This window comes from Inquilinus limosus, from assembly GCF_051487185.1.
GTDB lineage: Bacteria > Pseudomonadota > Alphaproteobacteria > DSM-16000 > Inquilinaceae > Inquilinus > Inquilinus limosus_F.
In genome coordinates, this window is the sequence record NZ_JAHVDK010000020.1 from 133,550 (window position 1) to 153,454 (window position 19,905).

Sequence of the window (19,905 nt, forward strand, 5' to 3'; positions counted from 1 at the left end):
CCCGTGCCCGACCATGTCCCGGCCGGGCCAGCCCGAACCGACCGAATTTTGAGAGCTTGCCGTCGATGATGTATTTCGCCCCGTGGAAGAAGGTCACCATCCTGGTGGTGTGCCTCCTCGGCGTGATCCTGAGCCTGCCGAACCTCCTGCCGCGCAGCACGCTGGACGCACTGCCATCCTGGGTGCCGGCCCGGCAGATGAATCTCGGCCTCGACCTGAGGGGCGGCTCCTACCTCCTGCTGGAGGTCGATATGAAGGCGGTGATCGACGGCCGCCTCTCCAACATCCAGGATTCGATCCGCAGCCTGCTGCGGCGCGAGAACATCGCCTATACCGATCTTGCGGTGAACGGCCAGTCGGTCAATTTCACCCTGTCCGACCCCAGCCAGGCCGACCGGGTGCGCACCCTCCTGGCCGAGAACCTGTCGACCGGCACCGTCGACCCTCTGGCGGGCGGCCAGCGCGACCTCGACATCAGCGTCGGCGGCGACGGCAAGGCCAGCCTGGCCCTGACCGAGGTGGGGCTGCGCGACCGCGAGGCCCGGGCGGTCGAGCAGTCGATCGAGATCGTCCGCCGCCGCGTCGACGAGAGCGGCACCCGCGAGCCGCTGATCTCGCGCCAGGGCACCAGCCGCATCCTGCTGCAGCTGCCGGGCGAGCAGAACCCCGACCGCATCCGCCGCCTGCTGGGCCAGACGGCGAAGATGACCTTCCACCTGGTCAACCTGGACTACCAGCCCGGCCAGCCGGTGCCGCCGGACACCGAGGTGCTGCCGATCGAGAACCCGCGGCCCGGTGAGCGGACGTCGATCGCGGTGCGCAAGCGGATCGAGGTCGACGGCGCCAACCTGACCGATGCCCGCGCCGGCACCAACCCGCAGACCGGGCAATGGGTGGTGAATTTCGAGTTCGACAGCGCCGGCGCCCGCCGCTTCGGCCAGGTCACCCAGGCCAATGTCGGCAAGCCCTTCGCCATCGTGCTCGACGACAAGGTTATCACCTATCCGAACATCAACGAGCCGATCCTGGGCGGCCGCGGCCAGATCAGCGGCAACTTCACCGCCCAGAGCGCCAACGACCTGGCGGTGCTGCTGCGCGCCGGCGCTTTGCCGGCGCCGCTGACCATCATCGAGGAGCGGACGGTCGGCCCCGACCTGGGCGCCGACGCGATCCAGGCCGGCATCATCGCCGTCGCGGTCGGCTTCGTCCTGGTGGTCACCTACATGCTGCTGGCTTACGGGCTGTTCGGCCTGTTCGCCAACATCGCCCTGGTCATGAACCTGGTGCTGACCGTGGCGATCCTGTCGCTCCTGGAGGCGACGCTGACCCTGCCCGGCATCGCCGGCATGCTGCTGACCCTCGGCATGTCGGTCGACGCCAACATCCTGATCAATGAACGATTGTACGAGGAGACGAAACGCGGGCGGTCGCCCTTCTCGGCGATGGATGCGGGCTTCAGCCGGGCCTTCGCCACGATCTTCGACGCCAACATCACCTCGCTGATCAAGATGGCGATCCTGTACTCGCTGACGACGGGCCCGGTGCGCGGCTTCGCCGTCACCACCGGGATCGGCATCTTGACCTCGATGTTCACCGCCGTGGTGCTGGTGCGGCTGATGATGGTCACCTGGATCCGCCGCAAGCGTCCCACCGTCCTGCCCGTGCTGAGGAAAGCGTGATGTTCTGGCTCCGTCTCGTCCCGGACGACACCAAGATCCCGTTCATGCGGGGCCGCATCGCCGGCCTCGTCGGCTCGGCCTTCCTCAGCATCGCCTCGGTGATCCTGTTCTTCCACCCTGGGCTGAACTACGGCGTCGACTTCAAGGGCGGCATCGCCATCCAGATCCAGACGCCGCAGGCGGCGGATTTCGGTCAGCTGCGCACTGCCCTCGACGATCTCGGCCTGGGCCAGGTGCAGCTGCAGCAATTCGGCTCGCCGAATGACGTGCTGATCCGGATGGAGGCGCAGCCGACCGAACAGCAGCAGCAGTCGGCGGTCGACACGGTCAAGAAGACGCTGACCGACACAGTGCCGGGCACGCAGATCCGCAGCGTCGATTCCGTCGGCGGCACGGTTTCGGGCGAGCTGTTCCGGAACGGCATGCTGGCGCTGGGCCTCGCCCTCGTCGCCATGCTGTTCTACATCTGGTTCCGCTTCGAATGGCAGTTCGGCGTCGGCGCCGTGATCACCATGATCCTCGACGTCACCAAGATGGTCGGGGTCTATGCCGTCACCGGCATGCAGTTCAACCTGACCTCGATCGCGGCGCTGCTGACCATCCTCGGCTATTCGGTCAACGACAAGGTCGTGGTCTATGACCGGGTGCGCGAGAACCTGCGGCTGTACAAGTCCATGCCGCTGCGGCAGCTGATCGACCTGTCGATCAACCAGACGCTGAACCGCACCATCGGCACCTCGCTGGCCACCTTCCTGGCCTGCCTGCCGCTGGCGATCTGGAGCGGCGAGAACCTGCAGCAATTCGCCATCGTCATCCTGATCGGCATCGTCGTCGCCACCACCTCCTCGATCTTCATCGCGGCGCCGATCCTGCTGTTCCTCGGCGAGGAGAAGCTGTTCCGCAAGAAGGCCCCGCCGGCGGCTCCGGCGGATGGCACTCCGGCAGGCAAGGGCGCCTGAGCGGGAGATGGCGGCGGCGCGGCCGATCCTGATCGGCAGCGAGGTCTATCGGCATTCCAGCTACGGGCCGAGGCATCCGCTTGCCATCCCCCGGGTCTCGACCGCGCTCGACCTGATCAGGGCGCAGGGCTGGCTGGCCGACGGCCAGTACCGCGACGGGCCACTGGCCGGGACCGAGGCCCTGACCCGGTTCCACCACCCGGACTACGTGACCGCGGTGCAGGACGCTGAGCGCGACCAGGACCTCGATCCGGCGCGCCGGGAGCGGCACAATCTCGGCGGGGTCGAGAACCCGATCTTCGCCGAGGTGTTCCGCCGGCCTGCCACCGCCTGCGGCTCCTCGCTGCTCGGCGCCGGGCTGGTGGCCGAAGGGGCGGTGGTCTACAGCCCGGCCGGCGGGCTGCATCACGGCCGGCCCGACCGCGCCTCCGGCTTCTGCTACTTCAACGACCCAGTGCTGGCGATCCTCGATCTGCTCGACCGCGGCGTCGACCGCATCGCCTATCTCGACGTCGACGCCCATCACGGCGACGGGGTGCAGGACGCCTTCGCCGGCGACGCGCGGGTGCTGACCGTCTCGGTGCACGAGGCGCGGCGCTGGCCCTTCACCGGCGCGGTCGAGGACCGTGGCGGCGGCAACGCCCGCAACCTGCCGATGCCGCGCGAGCTGAACGACGACGAGATGGCGGCGGTGCGCGACCGGGCGCTGCTGCCGCTGGTCGAGCGGTTCCGGCCGCAGGTCGCGGTGCTGCAATGCGGCGCCGACGCGCTGCACGATGACCCGCTCAGCCGCCTGTCGCTGTCCAACCGCGCCCTGTGGGCCGTGGTGGCGGCGGTGCGCGAGGTCGCGCCGCGGCTCCTGGTCCTGGGGGGAGGGGGGTACAACCCCTGGACCGTCGGCCGCTGCTGGGCCGGGGTATGGGCCGTGCTCAACGGCCTCGATCCGGCCGCGCCGCTGACGCAGGCCTCAAAGGCGGTGCTGGCCGGCCTGTCCTGGTCGCGCCGTCGCGGCACCCCGCCCCAGCCCGCTTGGTTCGACCGGCTGGACGACCCGCCGCGGCCAGGCCCGGTGCGGCCGGAGGTCGAGGCCGTGATCCGCGCCGTGATGGACCCCTGACAATGGGACGATCGATGAAGACGCTCCTCGCCGCCCTCGCCCTGCTGCTCTTCGCCGCCGGCCCCGTGCGGGCGCAGGAGGCGCCGCCGGCCCAGGCCAAGGACCTGACCATCGAGACCGCGGCCGGCAAGAGCTTTCACTTCACGGTCGAACTGGCGCTGACGCCGGAGCAGCAGCAGCGCGGCCTGATGTTCCGCGAGAGCATGGCGCCCGATGCCGGCATGCTGTTCGTGTTCGACCGGGCCGAGCCGCAGGCCTTCTGGATGAAGAACACGCTGATCCCGCTGGACATGATCTTCATCCGCGCCGACGGCACCATCGCCAACATCGTCGAGAAGGCGGCGCCGCAGACCCTGGACCCTCGCAGCTCGGACGGGCCGGCCAAGGCGGTGCTGGAGCTGAACGGCGGCATCGCCCGCTTTCTCGACATCCGGCCGGGCGACCGGGTGGTCCACCCGCTGATCGCGACGACCCCGTCCAAGGGGTAGAGGTCCGGCTCAGCGCGGCTTGGTGGTCTCCTCAGCCGGACCCGGCGGGGGAGGGGTCCAGCCGCGGCCGGCGGCGATCATGCAGGACTGGCCGTCCGGCCCGGTGTAGATCAGGGTCCAGCTCCGCCCCCGGGGCGCCGTGAACAGCTCGACCCGGCCGCCGGCATTGGCGGTGCCGGCGCCGGCCGGCGTCTCCTGGAAGGCGCGCGCCAGATAGTCGACCACCACGTCGTGCGGACCGCAGGAGGCCGGTGCCGCCAGGGCCGGGGCCGTCAGGAGAATGCCGGAGAGCGCGAGGGCAGCCGCGCGGGCCATGCCTGCCTCGAAAGCCGTGTCGGAGAAGGTCGTGTCGGAGTCTGCGGCCAGGAGGCCGAAGAAACGATATAATCGGCATGCCTCGGCCAGACCAGCCGGAGGAGTGCCGACCTTGCGCCGGAAATCGCCGGCCGGGCCGTGAAGGGGCGACACCATTTGCGGGGCCCGAGGGGGAATGCCGGACACCAGGACTGAGATCGAGCCGAGGCTGCGGCAGACGGTACCGCCGCCCATGCCCGGACCGGCCCGGACTGCCCGCGGCCGGAAGCCCCGCAGGCGCTTGCTGCTGCTGGCGTTGCTGGTCCTCGGCCTGACCGTGGCCGGCGGGGCCTGGTACCGCTGGGGCCGGGCGGTGGCGCCGGACCAGCTTTGGATCACCGCCACGGTCGAGCGCGGCGACATCGAGGACGCGATCACGGCGCTGGGCACGCTGCAGCCGGTCAGCTACGTCGATGTCGGCACCCAGGTCTCCGGCCAGCTCAGGACCCTGCATGTCGCGATCGGCGACCGGGTGAAGACCGGCGACCTGCTGGCCGAGATCGACCCGACCGTTTACCAGTCCCGGGTCGAGGCCGACCGGGCGAACCTCGCCAACCTCGCCGCCCAGCGGGCGGAGAAGGAGGCGCAGCTGCTGCTGGCCCGGCAGCAGGCCGAGCGGCAGCGCAACCTGAAGGCGTCGCGGGCGACCAGCGACGACGCGGTGCAGGTGGCCGAGGCGGCGCTGGCCGCGGCCCAGGCCCAGCTCGACGCCATCGACGCCCAGACCCGCCAGGTCCAGTCGACGCTGAAGGGCGACGAGGCCAATCTCGGCTACACCAAGATCTATGCCCCGATCGACGGCACGGTGGTGTCGCAGTCGGCGCGCCGAGGCCAGACCCTGAACGCCAACCAGTCGGCGCCGATCATCGTCCAGGTCGCCGACCTGACGACCATGACCGTCGAGGCGCAGGTCTCCGAGGCCGATGTCAGCCGCCTACGCCTCGGCATGACCGCCTACTTCACGACCCTCGGCATGCCGGACAAGCGCTGGTACGGGACGCTGCGCCAGATCCAGCCAACGCCGGAGGTGGTCAACAACGTCGTGCTCTATAACGCGCTGTTCGACGTGCCGAACCAGGACGGCGCGCTGATGACGCAGATGACGGCGCAGGTGTTCTTCGTCTCGGCTGCGTCGCAGGACACGCTCATGGTGCCGATCACGGCGCTGTCCGGCCTGTCCCCCGGCACCTCCTCGGCCGCGCCGGGTCGGGCCACGGTCCGGGTGCTGCATCAAAGCGGCTCGGTCGAGACCCGCACCGTGACCGTCGGCGTCACCAACCGGGCGCAGGCGGAGGTCCTGAGCGGGCTGGAGCCGGGCGAGCAGGTGATCACCGGCAGCCGCCGGCCGAACGCAGCACAGACGCCCGCCGGTCCGGTCCGGACCCCGAGGCTGTGATGGACATCCGCGAGCCGGTCTACAGGACCTCCGGCCAGGCGGCCGCCCGGCCACTGGTGTCGCTGCGCGACGTCACCAAGACCTATGTCAACGGCGACCTGGCGGTCGAGGTGCTGCACGGCATCTCGCTCGACATCCATGCCGGCGAGTTCGTCGCCATCATGGGCGCCTCGGGCTCCGGCAAGTCGACGCTGATGAACATCCTCGGCTGCCTCGACCGGCCGACCACCGGCAGCTACACGGTCGACGGCGTCGACGTGGCGATGCTGGACGGCGACGCCCTGGCGCATCTGCGGCGCGAGACCTTCGGCTTCATCTTCCAGAGCTATAACCTGATCCCGTCCGCGACCGCGGCCGAGAATGTCGAGGTGCCGGCGATCTATGCCGGCATTCCCGCCGCCGAGCGGCGGCGGCGGGCGGAGCAGCTGCTGGCCTCGCTCGGCCTCGCCGACCGCACCGACCATCGGCCGAACCAGCTCTCCGGCGGTCAGCAGCAGCGCGTGTCGATCGCCCGGGCGCTGATGAATGGCGGCCGGGTGATCCTGGCCGACGAGCCGACCGGGGCGCTGGACAGCCGCAGCGGCACCGAGGTGATGGCGCTGCTGCGGCGGATGAACGAGGCCGGGCGAACCGTCATTCTGATCACCCATGACCGGGCGGTGGCCGAGCATGCGAACCGGCTGATCGAGATCCGCGACGGTCGGATCGTCGGCGACAGCGGCGCGCGTGGGCCCGCGGCGGCCGCGGCCGGGCCGGACGCGACGCATGGCGGCGATGCCGGGGCGCTGGGCGTCGCCGACATGGCCGAGGCGGTGAAGATGGCGCTGAGGGCCCTGTGCGCCAACCTGTTCCGCACCATCCTGACCCTGCTCGGTATCGTCATCGGCGTCGGCGCGGTGATCGCCATGCTGGCGATCGGCGACGGGGCGAAGCAGTCGGTGGTCGACCGCATCTCCGCCATGGGCACCGACCTGCTGCTGATCCGGCCGGCGCAGAGAAACAACCGCACCGCCGACGGGGTGATCGCGACCCTGGTGCCGGAGGATGCCGAGGCGCTGGCAAAGCTGCCCAACGTCGCCGCGGCGGTGCCGGAGCTGACCGGCACAGTCACCCTGCGCCACGGCAACACCGACTACCAGACCCAGGCCGATGCGACGACGCCGGATTTCACCAAGGCGCGCAACTGGTCGGTCGAGCGCGGCAGCTTCGTCTCGGCCGACGACCAAACGAGCTACGCCCCGGTGATCGTGCTGGGTCAGACCGTGGCCCGGATCCTCTTCCCGGAAGGCGTCGACCCGCTGGGCCGCTTTGTCCTGGTCAACAATATCCCGTTCCAGGTGATCGGGCTGATGGAGCCGAAGGGCGCCACACCCTACGGCGCCGACCAGGACGACATCGCCTTCATGCCGCTGTCGACCGGCAGCCTGCGGGTGTTCGGCAAGCGCTTCGTCCGCTCGATCACGGTGCAGGTCGAGGACATGGCCCGGATCGACGACACCCAGGCGCAGGTGCAGGCGCTGCTGGAGGAGCGGCACCGCCGCCCGGACGTGCAGATCCGCAACATGTCGTCGCTGATCGAGACCGTCTCGGCGACCCAGAACACGCTGACCATCCTGCTCGGCTCGGTCGCCGCCATCTCGCTGCTGGTCGGCGGCATCGGGGTGATGAACATCATGCTGGTCAGCGTCACCGAACGGACGCGGGAGATCGGGGTGCGGATGGCGACCGGCGCCCGGATGCGCGACATCCTGCAGCAATTCATCACCGAATCCGTCGTGGTCTCGGCGATCGGCGGTGCCATCGGCGTGGTTGGCGGCCTGTCCGTCGCGGCGGCGCTGCGCGCCTTCGGCACGCCGATCCTGTTCTCGCCCGGGCCGGTGCTGCTGGCCTTCGGCTGCGCCTTCCTGACCGGCCTGATCTTCGGCTACATGCCGGCGCGCAAGGCCGCCACCCTCGACCCCGTCGTCGCCCTCTCCGCCGAGTGACCATGCCGCGCCTGTCTCGTTTCCAACGTCCTCTCGCGGCGGCCCTCGCCGTCGCTCTGCTCGCCGGCTGCTCCGCCGGGCCGGAGGACCAGAAACCCGCGCTGGACATCCCCGGCGGCTGGAAGGCGGAGGGGCCGGCCGGCACCTCCTGGCCGGACACGACCTGGTGGCGCGCCTTCGGCTCGCCCCAGCTCGATAGCCTGATCCGCACCGCGCAGCAGAACAACCAGGACATCGGTGCCGCCGTCGCCCGGGTGCTGCAGGCCGACGCCCAGGCCCGGATCGCCGGCGCGCCGCTGCTGCCCAGCGTCGGCGCCACCGCCGACGCCTCGCATTCGGTCTCGCCGGAGCGCACCAGCAGCTTCGGCGGTTCGAGCCGGACGGTGACGGATCAGCTCTCGGCCGGACTCGGGGTCAGCTATGAGCTCGACCTCTGGGGCCGGAACCGGGCGGCGCTGCAATCGGCGCAGGCTTCGGCACTGGCCAGCCGCTACGACCGCGACACGGTCGCCCTGACCGTCACCGCCAGCACCGCCACCACCTATATCCAGATCCTGGAGTTCCAGGACCGGCTGGCGATAGCGCGCGACAACCTGGCCAACGCCCAGCAGGTGCTGGACGTGGTGCTGGCGCAGGAGCGGGCGGGCGCCGCCTCGGCCCTCGACGTGGCGCAGCAGCGCACCGTGGTGGCGCAGCAGCGGGCCTCGATCCCGCCGCTTGAGCAGCAGCGCCAGCAGTCGGAGACCGCGCTGGCGCTGCTGCTTGGCGAGCCGCCGCAGCGTCTGTTGGTGGAGCGCCAGTCGCTCGACGAGCTCGAGATCCCGGTGGTGGCGCCGGGGTTGCCCTCCTCGTTGCTCGATCGCCGGCCGGACATCCAGAACGCCGACGCGCAACTCGCCGCCGCCCGGTTCAACGTCAAGGAGGCGAAGGCGCAGCTGTTCCCGTCGATCCAGCTGACCGGCCAGGGCGGGTTCCAGAGTGCGGCCCTGGGCACCCTGTTCAACTCCGCCAGCACGCTCTACAGCCTGGCGGCCTCGCTGACCCAGCCGATCTTCGAGGGCGGCGCCCTGCGCGGCGAGGTCGAGCTGAGCCAGGCGCAGTACCAGGAGCTGGCGCAGACCTATGTGAAGACCGTGCTGACCGCCTTCGGCGATGTCGAGAACGCGCTGATCGCGACCCGCCAGAGCGAGCTGGCCTACCGGGCGCAGCAGGAGGTGGTGGCCCAGGCGCGCGAGGCGTTTCGCCTGTCCGACGCGCAGTACCGGGCCGGGGCGGTCGACCTGCTGACCGTGCTGACGGCGCAGCAAAACTACTTCTCGGCCCGCGACCAACTGGTCCAGGCCAAGTCGGAGCGGCTGCAGGCGGCGGTCGCCCTGTACAGGGCGTTGGGCGGCGGGTGGTCGGCTGGGGCGGTGAAGACCGTGGCCGCAAACCAGGCATAGACTGCTTCCCTCGACCCGTCCTTGGCGCAGGTGGTCTTCGCCGGCGCTGGGGCGCTGGTGCTGACCAAGGACCCGGCACTCTCCTCGGCCGCCGGGTCAAGAGCACCCGGGCCGCCTATGGCCTGACTCCGGCCGACATCGCCGCGGTCGACGGCGTCTCGCCGCTGACCGTGCGCAGCCAGCTGAAGAGCATCTTCGCCAGGACCGACACCCACCGCCAGGCCGAGGTGGTGCGGAAACTGTCGGCCGGGGTGCTGTAGGGGAGGGACTCAGCCCTCCCCGGGCCCCCGCTTGCGCGCCATCGCCACGCCGTCACCGATCGGCACGAGCGAGAAGTCGACCCGCGGGTCATCGCGCAGCATCGCGTTGACCCGGCGGATCGCCTCGGTGCCGGGCGTGCGGTCGGACGGATCCGCCACCCGGCCGCTCCACAGCGCGTTGTCGACCAGCAGCAGCCCGCCCGGGCGCAGCAGGCCGATCGCCGCTTCGACATAGGCCGGGTAGTTGTCCTTGTCGGCGTCGATGAAGGCCATGTCGACGGTGCCGGACCAGCCGGCGCGCGTCAGCTCTTCGAGCGTGTCGAGGGCCGGCGCCAGGCGCAGCTCGATCCGGTCGGCGACGCCGGCCTCCTGCCAGTACCGGCGGGCGATCGCGGTCCATTCGGCGCTGACGTCGCAGCACAAAAGGCGCGCCTCCGGCGGCAGCGCCAGCATCACCGCCAGCGCGCTGTAGCCGGTGAAGGTGCCGATCTCGACCAGCCGCCGGGCGCCGATCAGCCGGGCCAGCAGGCCCATGAACTGGCCCTGCTCCGGCGTGATCTGCATCCCGGCATGGCCGCCGGTCGCCTGCCGCGTCTCCTGCCGCAGCCGCGCCAGGATCTCCGGCTCGCGCAGCGAGGCATCGAGCAGGTATTTCTGCAATGCGTCGTCGAGGCCGATGCTCATGGCGTCACATGCACGCTGGGGTCGCGCTTCACCGGCACCGGCCGGCGCAGCTCGTTGCGGATCTTCATCGCCTCGAACACCGGTGAGGTGCCCGGGCGCGGCACGTAGCGGCCCTCGCCGCGCTGCACCTTCAGCTCGTTGTTCTCCCACACCACCTTGCCCTGGCTGATGGTGATGGCGGGCAGCCCGCGCACGGCCATCCCCTCGAACACATTGACCTCGATGTTCGAATGCTGGGTGGCGGCGCTGATGGTCTTGGTCGCGGCCGGGTCCCAGACCACGACGTCGGCGTCGGCGCCGGGCGCGATCACGCCCTTTTGCGGGTAGATGTTGAAGATCCTGGCGGGGTTGGCCGAGGTAACGGCGACGAACTCGTTCGGGGTCAGCCGGCCGGTGTTGACGCCATGGGTCCACAGCACCGCCATGCGGTCCTCGATGCCGCCGGTGCCGTTGGGGATGCGGGTGAAGTCGTCGATCCCCATCCGCTTCTGCTCGGCCTTGAAGGCGCAGTGGTCGGTGGCCACGACCTGCAGGCTGCCCGCGATCAGCCCGTCCCACAACGACTTCTGGTGGTCCTTGGAGCGGAAGGGCGGGCTCATCACCCGGGCGGCGGCGTAGGCCCAGTCCCTGTTGCGGTACTCGCTTTCGTCCAGCGTCAGATGCTGGATCAGGGGCTCGCCATAGACCCGCTGGCCGTTGGCGCGGGCGCGGGCGATCGCCTCATGCGCCTCGCGGCAGGAGGTGTGGACGATGTAGAGGGGCACGCCCGCCGTGTGCGCGATCATGATGGCGCGGTTGGCGGCCTCGCCCTCGACCTCGGGCGGGCGCGACAGGGCGTGGCCCTCCGGCCCGGTGATGCCGGCCTCGAGCAGCGTCTTCTGCAGGAGCCAGACGATGTCGCCGTTCTCGGCATGCACCATCGGCAGGGCGCCGAGCTCGCGGCAGCGGCTGAAGCTGTGCATCAGCACGTCGTCATCGACCATCAGGGCGTGTTTGTACGCCATGAAGTGCTTGAAGCTGTTGACCCCGTGCTCGGCCACCAGCGTGCCCATCTCCTCCCGCACCTGGTCGGACCACCAGGTGATGGCGACGTGCAGCGACCAGTCGGCGCAAGCCTTCTCACCCCATTCGCGCCACTGCCGGTAGCCGTCGAGCAGGCTCTGCTGCGGGCCGGGGATGCAGAAGTCGATGATCATGGTGGTGCCGCCGGCCAGCGCCGCGGCGGTACCGGTGTAGTAGTCGTCGGCCGCCACCGTGCCCATGAAGGGCAGCTGCATATGGGTGTGCGGGTCGATGCCGCCCGGCAGCAGGTAGCTGCCCGAGGCGTCGATCACCCGGGCACCGGTGGGTGCATCGAGATCCGGACCCACCGCGACGATCCTGCCGTCGTCGCAGATCACATCGGCGCGGAAGCTGCGGTCGGCGTTCACCACCGTGCCGCCCTTGAGTGCGATCGTCATGGCCGGCGCTCTCCTCTTGTCGCGTGCCTTGTCCCCTGTTGGCGTCAGAGTGGGACGGATCAAGGGACGAGGCAAGACCGATCCTGACCGTTTGGTCAGGCCGGCCGCCGATGCAAAAAGGCCGGGACCCGAAGGGCCCCGGCGAGGTCAGGGAGGAAAGCGGCTCGTGCGGAGCCGATGGATACGTTACGTATCATCCTTTCGCGTGTCAATACGTATCGTATCTCACTCCCTAGTCGCGCATCACCCATTTGACCGGCACGGCCCATTCGATCGCGACATCGGAGATCAGGGGGGCGTTATAGCTGAACAGGGTGAAGAAGCCGGGGGCGCTGCCGCGCATCAGGATCTTGACGAAGGTCCGGCCGTCGGCCAGCCGGATCACGCATTCCCGGCCGATCAACTGCTCCGGATCGGCCTGGACTTTGCGGTAATAAATGACGTCGCGATCGCGGAAGACCGGGGCCATCGAATCGCCCCGGACGATGACGGCGACGGTGTGCTCGTCGGCCGCAGGTGGGGCGTCGGCTTCGTCGATCCGGTCCGTCGACTGGTCGCCCTCGAACAGATGGATCTCGGCCCCGGCGCCGACATAGCCGACCACCGGCACCATCGGGCGCAGGCCGGCCGGCGCGCCTTCACCGGTGAGGAGCCAGGCCTCGGACACGCCGAAGGCGGCGGCGTAGCGCCCGGCGGCGTCGCGGCGCAGGCCGCGCAGCCCGGATTCATGGGCGCGGTAGGTGATCGGGCTCCAGCCGAAGGCCCGGGCGGCATCCGCCGCGGTCTCGTATCCGGCCTTCGTCCGCGCCAGCACCAGGCGCTGATGTGGTTGCAGCATGCACGGCATTTAGCACGTTTTGTAATCTGGTGACAATTCATTTCGTATTGCGTTAACTCGCTACGAAACGTATCGTCGAGTCATGAGCGAGACGATCACGAGCTTCGACGACCTGTTCACCCGCTGGCCGCGGCTGGGCCAGCTCTCGGCCGATCTCGGCGTCACACCGCAGCATTTGCGGATGATGCGGGTGCGCCGGTCGATCCCGGTGCGCTTCTGGCCCCGTCTGGTCGCCGCCGCGGCCCGGCGCGGCATCGCCGGCCTCGACTACGCGCTGCTGGTCCGGCTGCACGTCCGGGAGGAGCGGCCGTGAACCCATTATCCCATCCTGTCATGGAGAGCGACATGAGCACCCTGCCGACCCTCGACCAGATCGAGGGTATGCCGATCGCCGCCGTCGCGGCGCTGCCGGCCGAAGCGCTGGCGCAACTGGTCGAGGACCTGGTCGTGCTGGTCGAGCACAGCCGGCGGCTGCAGGCGGTGATCGCCGCGGCGCTGGCCTTGCGCAGCGGCCGGCCGGCCCTGCTGGTCGCCGGCGGCCGCGAGGCCGAGGCGGCGAGGAGGGCATGATGACCGAGCCGCGCAGCTTCCTGTCGCGCCACCAGCCGCGCCCGCGGACCGACCCGGAGCGGCTGCGGCGGATGCGGGCCGAGGCCTGGCACGGCCAGGGCGTGGCGGTGATCCGGCCGGAGGATGTCGAGGACGACTGGATCCGGCAGGCGATCGTGAACGAGGCGGACCGCCTCTACGGCAAGCGGAAGAAGGAGACGTAACGGCGGTGTCGCTCCGGCCAGGATCTGGAGGGCCGCTCCCGTGCCGACAGCCTGTGCCTCGAAACTCCCATCCACCACACGCCTGCAGGAGAGGGTGACATGGCGGATTCGCTTCATTGGTTCAACGGCAGCGGACGGTTCGGGCCGTCGCGGACACTCCTGCTCGACGACGACGCCACGCTGCAGCGGGTCTTCCTCAAGAATGAGAGCGAGACCGCAACGATCGCGGTCGGGCTCGGCGGGGTGCCGGCGACGCTGCGCGAGGCCGGGTCGGTCACGCTCGGCCCCGGCGGCTGGATCAGCGAGGACTGCGCCGAGCCCGGGCGGATCACGCTCGTCGCCTCGGACGCGGACACGCCCGTCACGTTCAAATTCGCCAACACCTCGGGGCAGCATCCCGGCGCCGGGGCGGCGGCGGACGCACTTCTCCGGCGCTACGCCTCGCCGGACACACTGTCGGCCGAGTGGAAGGCGGCGATCCGCACCCTCTACATCTCGCTGTACAACATCGGCTTCGTGCAGAACGCGGTCGGCCTGCATGTCCTGGTCGGGCCGGATTCGACCTCGATCCGGCTGAACTGGGCCGCGGAGGATTCCGGCCTGACCGGCCCGACCCCGCCGACCTTCGTCCGGGGTCAGGGGGTCGATTTCGACGGCGCGACCCAATATTTCGACACCGGCCTGGCGCTGCGCGACAGCCGCAAAGTCTCGATCACCAATATCGCCCAGCTGGTCGGCGCCGACGGCATCGTGGTCAACACCCCGAGCCATCCGGCGGCGAGCGACGGCACGGTCGGCGTGGTGCCGAACCGCACCGCCACCAGCTTCGGCATCTATGCCGTCAGCGGCACGGGCGACAGCATCGCGGTGGCCGGCACGGGCGGCATGGTCGGTTTCGCCCGGGTCGACACCCTCGGCTACACGGCCTATCGCAACAAGGAGATCGCGGTCCGCGTGACCCGGGCGCCGAACAGCAGCTTCACCGACTACACCATGCTGCTCGGCGCGCGGAACAGCGCCACGGGACCGGTCGAGGGGACCTTCTTCCGGGGCCGGCTGCATTGGCATTATGTCGGCCCGGCGCCCAGCCCGGCGCAGAAGGACGCAGTGTTCGACGCCTTCGAGACCTATCGCGCCGCCGTGGGGAACCTGCCATGACCCAGACCTTCGACGCGGTTATCTACGGCGCCACCATGCCCGGCCTGGTTGCCGCCAAGCGGCTGTCCCGGGCCGGCTACAGCTCGGTCGTGCTGGAATGGACCGGCCATGTCGGCGGGCTCGTCACCGGTGGCCTCGGCGTCACCGACCGGACCCCGACCCCGATCTGGAGATGGGGCCTGACCTACGAGTTCTTCAAGCTGATCGGCGCCCAGTACGGCCTGACCGAGCCGCAATGGAATTTCGCCGCATCCGAGGCGAGGCTGGCGCTGGACCGGTTCCTGGACGGCGATCCGCGCATCACCATCCTGACCGGCCAGCGGCTGCAGGGGGTGGTCAAGGACCGCGACACCCGGCAGATCACCGAGGTGGTGACCGCCACCGACAGCTTCGCCGGCAAGGTCTATCTCGACTGCTCCTACGAAGGCGACCTGGCCTTCATGGCCGGAGTGACCATGACCTATGGCCGGGAGCGGGAGACGACCTATGACGAGCAGGGCTATGCCGGGCTGAACCTGCGCGACCAGGTGGCCGGCGACTATCCGTCGGTCGACAGCCAGGGCAACCTGTTCCCGCAGCGCCAGATGCCGCCCGAGGGCGGGCAGGGCGACGGCGACGCCAAGACCCAGGCCTATAATTTCCGGCTGATGATGTCGCGGCGCGCCGACCGGCTGCCCTGGCCGCGGCCGCCCGGCTACCGCCGCGAGGATTTCCTCGGCTTCCTCGAAGACATGCAGAACCGCCCCCTGTCCCTGGCCGGCTACAGCACTGCGCTGGTCGGGGTGAACCGCGACCGCTACACCACAAACGGCGGCGACGTGGCCGAGCTGTCCTGGGACTATCCCTGGCAGGACTATGACGGGCGCGAGCGGATCAAAGCTCGGATCTACTACTGGACCGCGGGCCAGCTCTACTTCCAGGCGAACGACCCGGCCGTGCCGCCGGAGCGGCAGGAATTCGCCCGCGCCATCGGGCTCTGCGCCGACGAGTTCCAGGACGACTACTATGGCGCGCCAGGCTGGTCGCCGGCGCTCTATGTCCGCGACGCGCGCCGCATGATCGGGCGCCTGGTGATGACGGCCCGGGACATCGACCTGGCTGCCTATGCCCAGAACAAGCCCGACCCGATCGCGCTTGGCGGCTATCACCTCGACAGCCATGTCGTCCATCACTATCCGACGGCCGGGCGCACCAGCTTCGCCGAGGGCGACATCGATGTCGGCTCGGTCGTCATCTACCAGATCCCGCTGCGAGCGGTGCTGCCGCAGCCCGGCCAGGTGACCAATCTGATCGTGCCGGTGGCGGCCTCCTTCTCGCGCGCCGGCTTCATGTCGTACCGGATGGAGCCGACCTGGATGCTGGCGTCGCACAGCTGCGGCGTGCTGGCGGCGATCGCGATCGAGAGCGGCCGGCCGGCGGGGCTGGTGCCCTATGCCGATCTGCGCCCGCGGCTGGACGCCGACGGCGCCATCCTTCACTGGTGAGAGGAGGGCAGGGGATGTTCATCGGCACGGGAGAGACCAGGGCGGCCGCGCCCGCGGTCCAGGGCAACGGCTTCGTCCGGCACAATCAGGGGCAGCTGTTCGGCGGCGCGCTGGTGGCGGTGGCGCCGATCGGGCTGCGCAACCCGGACGGGCTCGGCGGCCCGCCGACCTTCAGCCTCGAGCCGCGCGCCGGGCTGCTGGCAGGGGCCGACGGCAATAGTACGGCGGACCAGGCGATCCCGCTGCGCGGCGGGCGCGAGTTCCTGATCCGCAGCATCATCGCCTGCCATGCGCGCGGCACGCCTTCGGCCCAGCTTCTGGCCGGCCTCTACACCCTGCCGGGCAAGGCCGGGATCGCCGTGGTGCCGCAGCGTGGCGGCTTCCAGGCGCTGACCGACGACGGCCGGTTCCTGCAGCTGCTGCCGGCGCCGGTGCTGCTGCAGGCGCCGTTCCTGTACTGGTCGCCCTCGGTGGTGAACGGCACGGCGGTCACCTTCGACATCGTGGTACACGCCGACATTGTCACGCCGCTGACGGCCTAGGCGTGAGGCGGGCCGCGCCGTCGGCCCTGCGTCGAAGCCGGGAGATTGCCCTTGCCAAGACGGGGGGAAATCTCTAGGAAATCTGCGGTGTTCGGGGCGTAGCGCAGTCTGGTAGCGCGCCTGCTTTGGGAGCAGGATGTCGGGAGTTCGAATCTCTCCGCCCCGACCATCCCGTCGAGAGCGGTGTTCCGAGGATTAGTCAGAGGGTCGGCCGAGGCATGCAGGCGCGCATCTATCGTCGTTCCAAATCCGCGATGCAGAGCGGCCGGGGCAAGGTCCATGACTGGGTCCTGGAATACGAGCTCGCGACGCCGCGCCGGCCGGAGCCGCTGATGGGCTGGGTCGCCTCGGGCGACACGCTGAACCAGGTGCAGCTGACCTTCCCGACGAAGGAGGAGGCGATCGCCTTCGCCGAGCGCAAGCATCTCGCTTATTCGGTCCTGCCCGAGCATGAGCGCCGCGTGGTGCCGCGCAATTACGCCGACAATTTCCGCCCGCGGCCGCGATAGGCGGATACGGCCCCGTAGCTCAGTTGGATAGAGCACCCGCCTTCTAAGCGGACGGTCGCTGGTTCGAGTCCAGCCGGGGTCGCCATCCTCTCCCGCCGGCGCTACAGCACGAAGTCGCTGGCCATCAGGGCGATGCTGCCGGTGAGCTGGATGTGGAAGTCGGAGACGCGGTCGCCGTTGAGGTCGCCGGCGATGGTGGTGACGCCGCCCGCGGCGGCATAGCGCAGCTGGCCGGCGACGCCGGTGTACAGGGCGGTGCCGATGAAGCTGAAGGCCTGGTTGCCGGCGGCCGCGGTGCTGGCGTCGATCGCCGCCAGGTCGATGCGGTCGCCCTGGGCATGGCTGAAATCGGTGATCCGGTCGGCCCCGGCCCCGGTCGGGCTCTGGGCCGCGCTGCCATAGACGAAGCGGTCGGCCCCGGTGCCGCCGGTCAGGACGTCCTGGCCCCCCGCCCCGGTGAGCACGTCGTTGCCGGCCCAGCCCTGCAGCACATTGGCGCCGCTGTTCCCGACCAGGCTGTCGTTGCCCTGGCTGCCGGAGATGTTCTCAATCCCGGATAGTGTGTCGCCCTGGGCCTCGCCGCCGGAGCCGGTGCCGGCGACGAGGCTGACCACGACCCCGACCGCGCCGCCGTAGTAGCTGGCGGTGTCGCTGCCGGCGGCGCCCTCCAGCGCATCCGCCCCGGCGCCGCCGCGGAGCACGTCGTCGCCGGCGCCGCCGTTGAGCTGGTCGTTGCCGGCCTCGCCCGACAGCGTGTCGCCGACGACGCCGCCGACCCCGGTGGCGAGCACGTCGTTGCCGGCGCCGCCGCGCAGCTCGACCGCGAAGCCCCAGCTGTTGGTGCGGATCCGGTCGTCGCCGGCGGAGCCCTGGATCGCCTCCCAGCCGTACCAGGAATCGCCGCCGATGTCGGCGTCGAGCGCGCCCGACTGCCAGTCGGCCACAATGGCCATGTCGAACACCATGGTGTCGCGGCCGGCGCCGCCATCCATCACATCCGAGCCGGCGCCGACATGGAGGAAGTCGTCGCCATCGCCGCCGCGGAGCGTGTCGCCGCCGTCGTCGCCGATCAGAGTGTCGGCGCCGCCGAGGCCGTTGAGGACGTCGTCTCCGCCGCTGCCCCGCAGCCGGTTGATTCCGGACGAACCGGTCAGAGCGTCGCCATACGACAATGTCCCGCTGATGTTCTCGATGCCGGAGATCACGTCGCCCTGGGCATGGCCGCCGCTGCACAGGCCGGTGCTGAGATCAACCGTGACCGCACCTCCGACGTCGAAGGCGATGGTATCGATGCCGGCGCCGCCATCGATCCGGTCCGCCCCGGCGTCCCCCTGGAGCCGATCATTGCCCGCATTGCCGATGAGCGTGTCGTCGCCGTCATGGCCCTGGAGCTCGTCGTTCCCCTCATAGCCGTTCAGGAGATTGTCGAAGCTGCTGCCGCGAAGGAAATCCCCGGCCCTGCCGCCGTTGACGTTCTCGATGCCCGCATAGGTATCGCCTTCGGCATCGCCGCCGTAGCCTTGGCCTGGGGCACTTCCCAGATTGATACGCACCGCGACGGCGGCACCGAAGAAGGTGAGGAGATCGGCGCCGCTGCCGCCGTCGATGGCATCGGCGCCGGCGCCGCCGCGGAGGATGTCGTCGCCAAATCCGCCATTGAGGATATCGCTGCCGCCGAGGCCGCTGAGGACGTCGTCTCCCCCGTATCCGACGAGGGTATTGGAAGCGGCCGAACCGGTGAGGATGTCGTTGCTCTCCTTCGTGCCCAGGATGTCCTCGACGCCGGAGATCACGTCGCCTTGGGCATGGCCGCCGGCGCAGCGTCCGGTGCTGAGATCCACGCTCACGGCGGCGCCGCTGTAGTAGTAGTCGAGCCCGTCGGTGCCGAAGCCGCCGTCGAGCCGATCCGCCCCGACGCCCCCCTCCAGGGCATCATCACCGTCCCCGCCATAAAGACCGTCATTGCCGTCCCCGCCGTAGAGCCTGTCGCTGCCGGCGTCGCCATGGAGCGCGTCATTGCCCCCGCGGCCATAGAGGGAATCGAAGCCGTCGCCCCCGTGAAGCGTGTTGGCTGCCGCGGACCCGCTCAGGCTGTCGCTTATGACGCCGCCCTCGACGTTCTCGACGCCGGTGATCGTGTCGACCGCTGTGCCGCCGACGGAACCGCGACCGGTGATGAGATCGACGCTGACCGAGTAGACGGCGCCTCTGTAGCTGACGGTATCGATGCCGGCGCCGCCGATGAGTATATCCGCGCCGCCGCCCCCCACCAGGACATCGTTGCCGTCGCCGCCGTCGATCAGGTCGACGCCCTCGCCGCCGTAGATGACGTCGATGCCGCCGAGGCCGTTTATGGTGTCGTCGAAGGCCGTCGCCCCGGGAATGTCGACATAGCCGGGCGGCACGATCACGCCGTCGGCGGCGGCATGGATCACATCGTTTCCTGTGGTGCCGTTGACGACGGCCATGATCACTCTCCCTCACTGGTCGGGGCCGGCGGCGGCGCCCGGCTCTCAGTCTGCCCGGAGCCGGCCCTGGCGGCATCGGTCGAACGGAGGATGCGCGCCGGCCGGGAGGCGGGTAACCTGCCCCGCCTTCCGGCGCCGCCGCCGGCCGCGTCCCGGTCAGAGCACGAAGTCGCCGGCCACGAGGGCGATGCTGCCGGTCAGCACGATGTGGAAGTCGGAGGTGCCGTCGCCGTTGACGTCGCCGGCGATGGTGGTGACGCCGCCGCCCGCGGCATAGCGCAACTGCCCGGCGACCCCGGTGAAGGTCGC

19 protein-coding genes and 2 tRNA genes are annotated in these 19,905 nt (G+C 70.1%); 16 read left to right on the top strand and 5 right to left on the bottom strand.

The window, feature by feature from the left end:
- The first annotated feature begins 65 nt into the window (after positions 1–65).
- From secD to KXR53_RS22465, 4 genes are read left to right on the top strand one after another with little or no spacing between them, the layout of a single operon-like run.
- Positions 66–1,679: a protein translocase subunit SecD gene (gene secD, locus KXR53_RS22450; protein WP_437377501.1), complete on the top strand. Its 1,614-nt coding sequence runs from the start codon at positions 66–68 to the stop codon at positions 1,677–1,679.
- Complete coding sequence (gene secF / locus KXR53_RS22455; RefSeq protein WP_437377502.1) at positions 1,679–2,638, top strand: protein translocase subunit SecF; 960 nt, start codon at positions 1,679–1,681, stop codon at positions 2,636–2,638. The genes secD and secF overlap by 1 nt, the downstream gene beginning before the upstream one ends.
- Before the next feature lie 7 nt (positions 2,639–2,645).
- Positions 2,646–3,755, top strand: a complete 1,110-nt coding sequence (locus KXR53_RS22460) for an acetoin utilization protein AcuC (RefSeq protein ID WP_437377503.1) — start codon at positions 2,646–2,648, stop codon at positions 3,753–3,755.
- 14 nt (positions 3,756–3,769) lie between these two features.
- Positions 3,770–4,243 (top strand): DUF192 domain-containing protein, encoded by a 474-nt coding sequence (locus KXR53_RS22465; RefSeq protein WP_437377504.1) that lies wholly within the window; start codon positions 3,770–3,772, stop codon positions 4,241–4,243.
- A gap of 9 nt (positions 4,244–4,252) precedes the next feature.
- Here KXR53_RS22465 and KXR53_RS22470 read toward each other — a convergent pair whose 3' ends face one another.
- Positions 4,253–4,558, bottom strand: coding sequence for a hypothetical protein (locus tag KXR53_RS22470; protein WP_437377505.1), 306 nt, complete (start codon positions 4,556–4,558; stop codon positions 4,253–4,255).
- Positions 4,559–4,838: 280 nt separating this feature from the next.
- Between KXR53_RS22470 and KXR53_RS22475 the strand changes: the two genes are divergently transcribed.
- From KXR53_RS22475 to KXR53_RS22485, 3 genes are read left to right on the top strand one after another with little or no spacing between them, the layout of a single operon-like run.
- The gene (locus KXR53_RS22475) at positions 4,839–5,993 is read left to right on the top strand and encodes an efflux RND transporter periplasmic adaptor subunit (RefSeq protein ID WP_437377506.1); all 1,155 of its coding nucleotides are present in this window, start codon (positions 4,839–4,841) and stop codon (positions 5,991–5,993) included.
- Positions 5,993–7,978, top strand: coding sequence for a MacB family efflux pump subunit (locus tag KXR53_RS22480; RefSeq protein ID WP_437377507.1), 1,986 nt, complete (start codon positions 5,993–5,995; stop codon positions 7,976–7,978). The genes KXR53_RS22475 and KXR53_RS22480 overlap by 1 nt, the downstream gene beginning before the upstream one ends.
- A 2-nt stretch (positions 7,979–7,980) precedes the next feature.
- A complete protein-coding gene (locus KXR53_RS22485; protein WP_437377508.1) occupies positions 7,981–9,420 on the top strand; it encodes an efflux transporter outer membrane subunit in 1,440 nt (479 codons plus the stop codon).
- Between the two features lie 269 nt (positions 9,421–9,689).
- On the opposite strand, the gene KXR53_RS22490 is transcribed toward KXR53_RS22485, so the two are convergent.
- The 3 genes from KXR53_RS22490 to KXR53_RS22500 form a co-directional block, all read right to left on the bottom strand.
- Positions 9,690–10,364: an O-methyltransferase gene (locus KXR53_RS22490; RefSeq protein ID WP_437377509.1), complete on the bottom strand. Its 675-nt coding sequence runs from the start codon at positions 10,362–10,364 to the stop codon at positions 9,690–9,692.
- On the bottom strand, positions 10,361–11,824 hold the full coding sequence (hydA, locus tag KXR53_RS22495) for a dihydropyrimidinase (protein WP_437377510.1): 1,464 nt from the start codon (positions 11,822–11,824) through the stop codon (positions 10,361–10,363). The genes KXR53_RS22490 and hydA overlap by 4 nt, the downstream gene beginning before the upstream one ends.
- A gap of 232 nt (positions 11,825–12,056) precedes the next feature.
- Positions 12,057–12,662, bottom strand: coding sequence for a LexA family transcriptional regulator (locus KXR53_RS22500; RefSeq protein ID WP_437377511.1), 606 nt, complete (start codon positions 12,660–12,662; stop codon positions 12,057–12,059).
- 82 nt (positions 12,663–12,744) lie between these two features.
- Between KXR53_RS22500 and KXR53_RS22505 the strand changes: the two genes are divergently transcribed.
- From KXR53_RS22505 to KXR53_RS22545, 9 genes are all read left to right on the top strand, one after another.
- Positions 12,745–12,975, top strand: a complete 231-nt coding sequence (locus KXR53_RS22505) for a hypothetical protein (protein WP_437377512.1) — start codon at positions 12,745–12,747, stop codon at positions 12,973–12,975.
- Positions 12,976–13,007: 32 nt separating this feature from the next.
- The gene (locus KXR53_RS22510) at positions 13,008–13,232 is read left to right on the top strand and encodes a hypothetical protein (RefSeq protein ID WP_437377513.1); all 225 of its coding nucleotides are present in this window, start codon (positions 13,008–13,010) and stop codon (positions 13,230–13,232) included.
- Entirely contained in the window at positions 13,232–13,435 is a 204-nt protein-coding gene (locus KXR53_RS22515; RefSeq protein ID WP_437377514.1) for a hypothetical protein, read from the top strand. The genes KXR53_RS22510 and KXR53_RS22515 overlap by 1 nt, the downstream gene beginning before the upstream one ends.
- Positions 13,436–13,534: 99 nt before the next feature.
- A complete protein-coding gene (locus tag KXR53_RS22520; RefSeq protein WP_437377515.1) occupies positions 13,535–14,593 on the top strand; it encodes a hypothetical protein in 1,059 nt (352 codons plus the stop codon).
- Positions 14,590–16,077, top strand: a complete 1,488-nt coding sequence (locus KXR53_RS22525) for an FAD-dependent oxidoreductase (protein ID WP_437377516.1) — start codon at positions 14,590–14,592, stop codon at positions 16,075–16,077. Before KXR53_RS22520 ends, KXR53_RS22525 begins: the two co-directional genes overlap by 4 nt.
- A 14-nt stretch (positions 16,078–16,091) precedes the next feature.
- Positions 16,092–16,619, top strand: coding sequence for a hypothetical protein (locus tag KXR53_RS22530; protein WP_437377517.1), 528 nt, complete (start codon positions 16,092–16,094; stop codon positions 16,617–16,619).
- A 92-nt stretch (positions 16,620–16,711) separates the two neighbouring features.
- A tRNA-Pro gene (locus KXR53_RS22535) sits at positions 16,712–16,788 on the top strand.
- A 49-nt stretch (positions 16,789–16,837) separates the two neighbouring features.
- Positions 16,838–17,128: an ETC complex I subunit gene (locus KXR53_RS22540; RefSeq protein ID WP_026870231.1), complete on the top strand. Its 291-nt coding sequence runs from the start codon at positions 16,838–16,840 to the stop codon at positions 17,126–17,128.
- A gap of 8 nt (positions 17,129–17,136) precedes the next feature.
- A tRNA-Arg gene (locus KXR53_RS22545) sits at positions 17,137–17,213 on the top strand.
- A gap of 16 nt (positions 17,214–17,229) precedes the next feature.
- Here KXR53_RS22545 and KXR53_RS22550 read toward each other — a convergent pair.
- The gene (locus tag KXR53_RS22550; RefSeq protein ID WP_437377518.1) at positions 17,230–19,596 is read right to left on the bottom strand and encodes a calcium-binding protein; all 2,367 of its coding nucleotides are present in this window, start codon (positions 19,594–19,596) and stop codon (positions 17,230–17,232) included.
- Positions 19,597–19,905 lie beyond the last annotated feature (309 nt).

Bases quoted from the DNA above. Each gene is read 5' to 3' on its own strand.
- KXR53_RS22530 (WP_437377517.1), top strand. From the start codon at position 16,092: ATGTTCATCGGCACGGGAGAGACCAGGGCGGCCGCGCCCGCGGTCCAG.
- KXR53_RS22490 (WP_437377509.1), bottom strand. From the start codon at position 10,364: ATGAGCATCGGCCTCGACGACGCATTGCAGAAATACCTGCTCGATGCC.
- KXR53_RS22550 (WP_437377518.1), bottom strand. From the start codon at position 19,596: ATGGCCGTCGTCAACGGCACCACAGGAAACGATGTGATCCATGCCGCC.
- KXR53_RS22510 (WP_437377513.1), top strand. From the start codon at position 13,008: ATGAGCACCCTGCCGACCCTCGACCAGATCGAGGGTATGCCGATCGCC.
- KXR53_RS22470 (WP_437377505.1), bottom strand. From the start codon at position 4,558: ATGGCCCGCGCGGCTGCCCTCGCGCTCTCCGGCATTCTCCTGACGGCC.
- KXR53_RS22465 (WP_437377504.1), top strand. From the start codon at position 3,770: ATGAAGACGCTCCTCGCCGCCCTCGCCCTGCTGCTCTTCGCCGCCGGC.
- KXR53_RS22460 (WP_437377503.1), top strand. From the start codon at position 2,646: ATGGCGGCGGCGCGGCCGATCCTGATCGGCAGCGAGGTCTATCGGCAT.
- hydA (WP_437377510.1), bottom strand. From the start codon at position 11,824: ATGACGATCGCACTCAAGGGCGGCACGGTGGTGAACGCCGACCGCAGC.
- KXR53_RS22480 (WP_437377507.1), top strand. From the start codon at position 5,993: ATGGACATCCGCGAGCCGGTCTACAGGACCTCCGGCCAGGCGGCCGCC.
- secD (WP_437377501.1), top strand. From the start codon at position 66: ATGATGTATTTCGCCCCGTGGAAGAAGGTCACCATCCTGGTGGTGTGC.
- KXR53_RS22505 (WP_437377512.1), top strand. From the start codon at position 12,745: ATGAGCGAGACGATCACGAGCTTCGACGACCTGTTCACCCGCTGGCCG.
- KXR53_RS22520 (WP_437377515.1), top strand. From the start codon at position 13,535: ATGGCGGATTCGCTTCATTGGTTCAACGGCAGCGGACGGTTCGGGCCG.
- secF (WP_437377502.1), top strand. From the start codon at position 1,679: ATGTTCTGGCTCCGTCTCGTCCCGGACGACACCAAGATCCCGTTCATG.
- KXR53_RS22525 (WP_437377516.1), top strand. From the start codon at position 14,590: ATGACCCAGACCTTCGACGCGGTTATCTACGGCGCCACCATGCCCGGC.
- KXR53_RS22515 (WP_437377514.1), top strand. From the start codon at position 13,232: ATGACCGAGCCGCGCAGCTTCCTGTCGCGCCACCAGCCGCGCCCGCGG.
- KXR53_RS22485 (WP_437377508.1), top strand. From the start codon at position 7,981: ATGCCGCGCCTGTCTCGTTTCCAACGTCCTCTCGCGGCGGCCCTCGCC.
- KXR53_RS22540 (WP_026870231.1), top strand. From the start codon at position 16,838: ATGCAGGCGCGCATCTATCGTCGTTCCAAATCCGCGATGCAGAGCGGC.
- KXR53_RS22500 (WP_437377511.1), bottom strand. From the start codon at position 12,662: ATGCTGCAACCACATCAGCGCCTGGTGCTGGCGCGGACGAAGGCCGGA.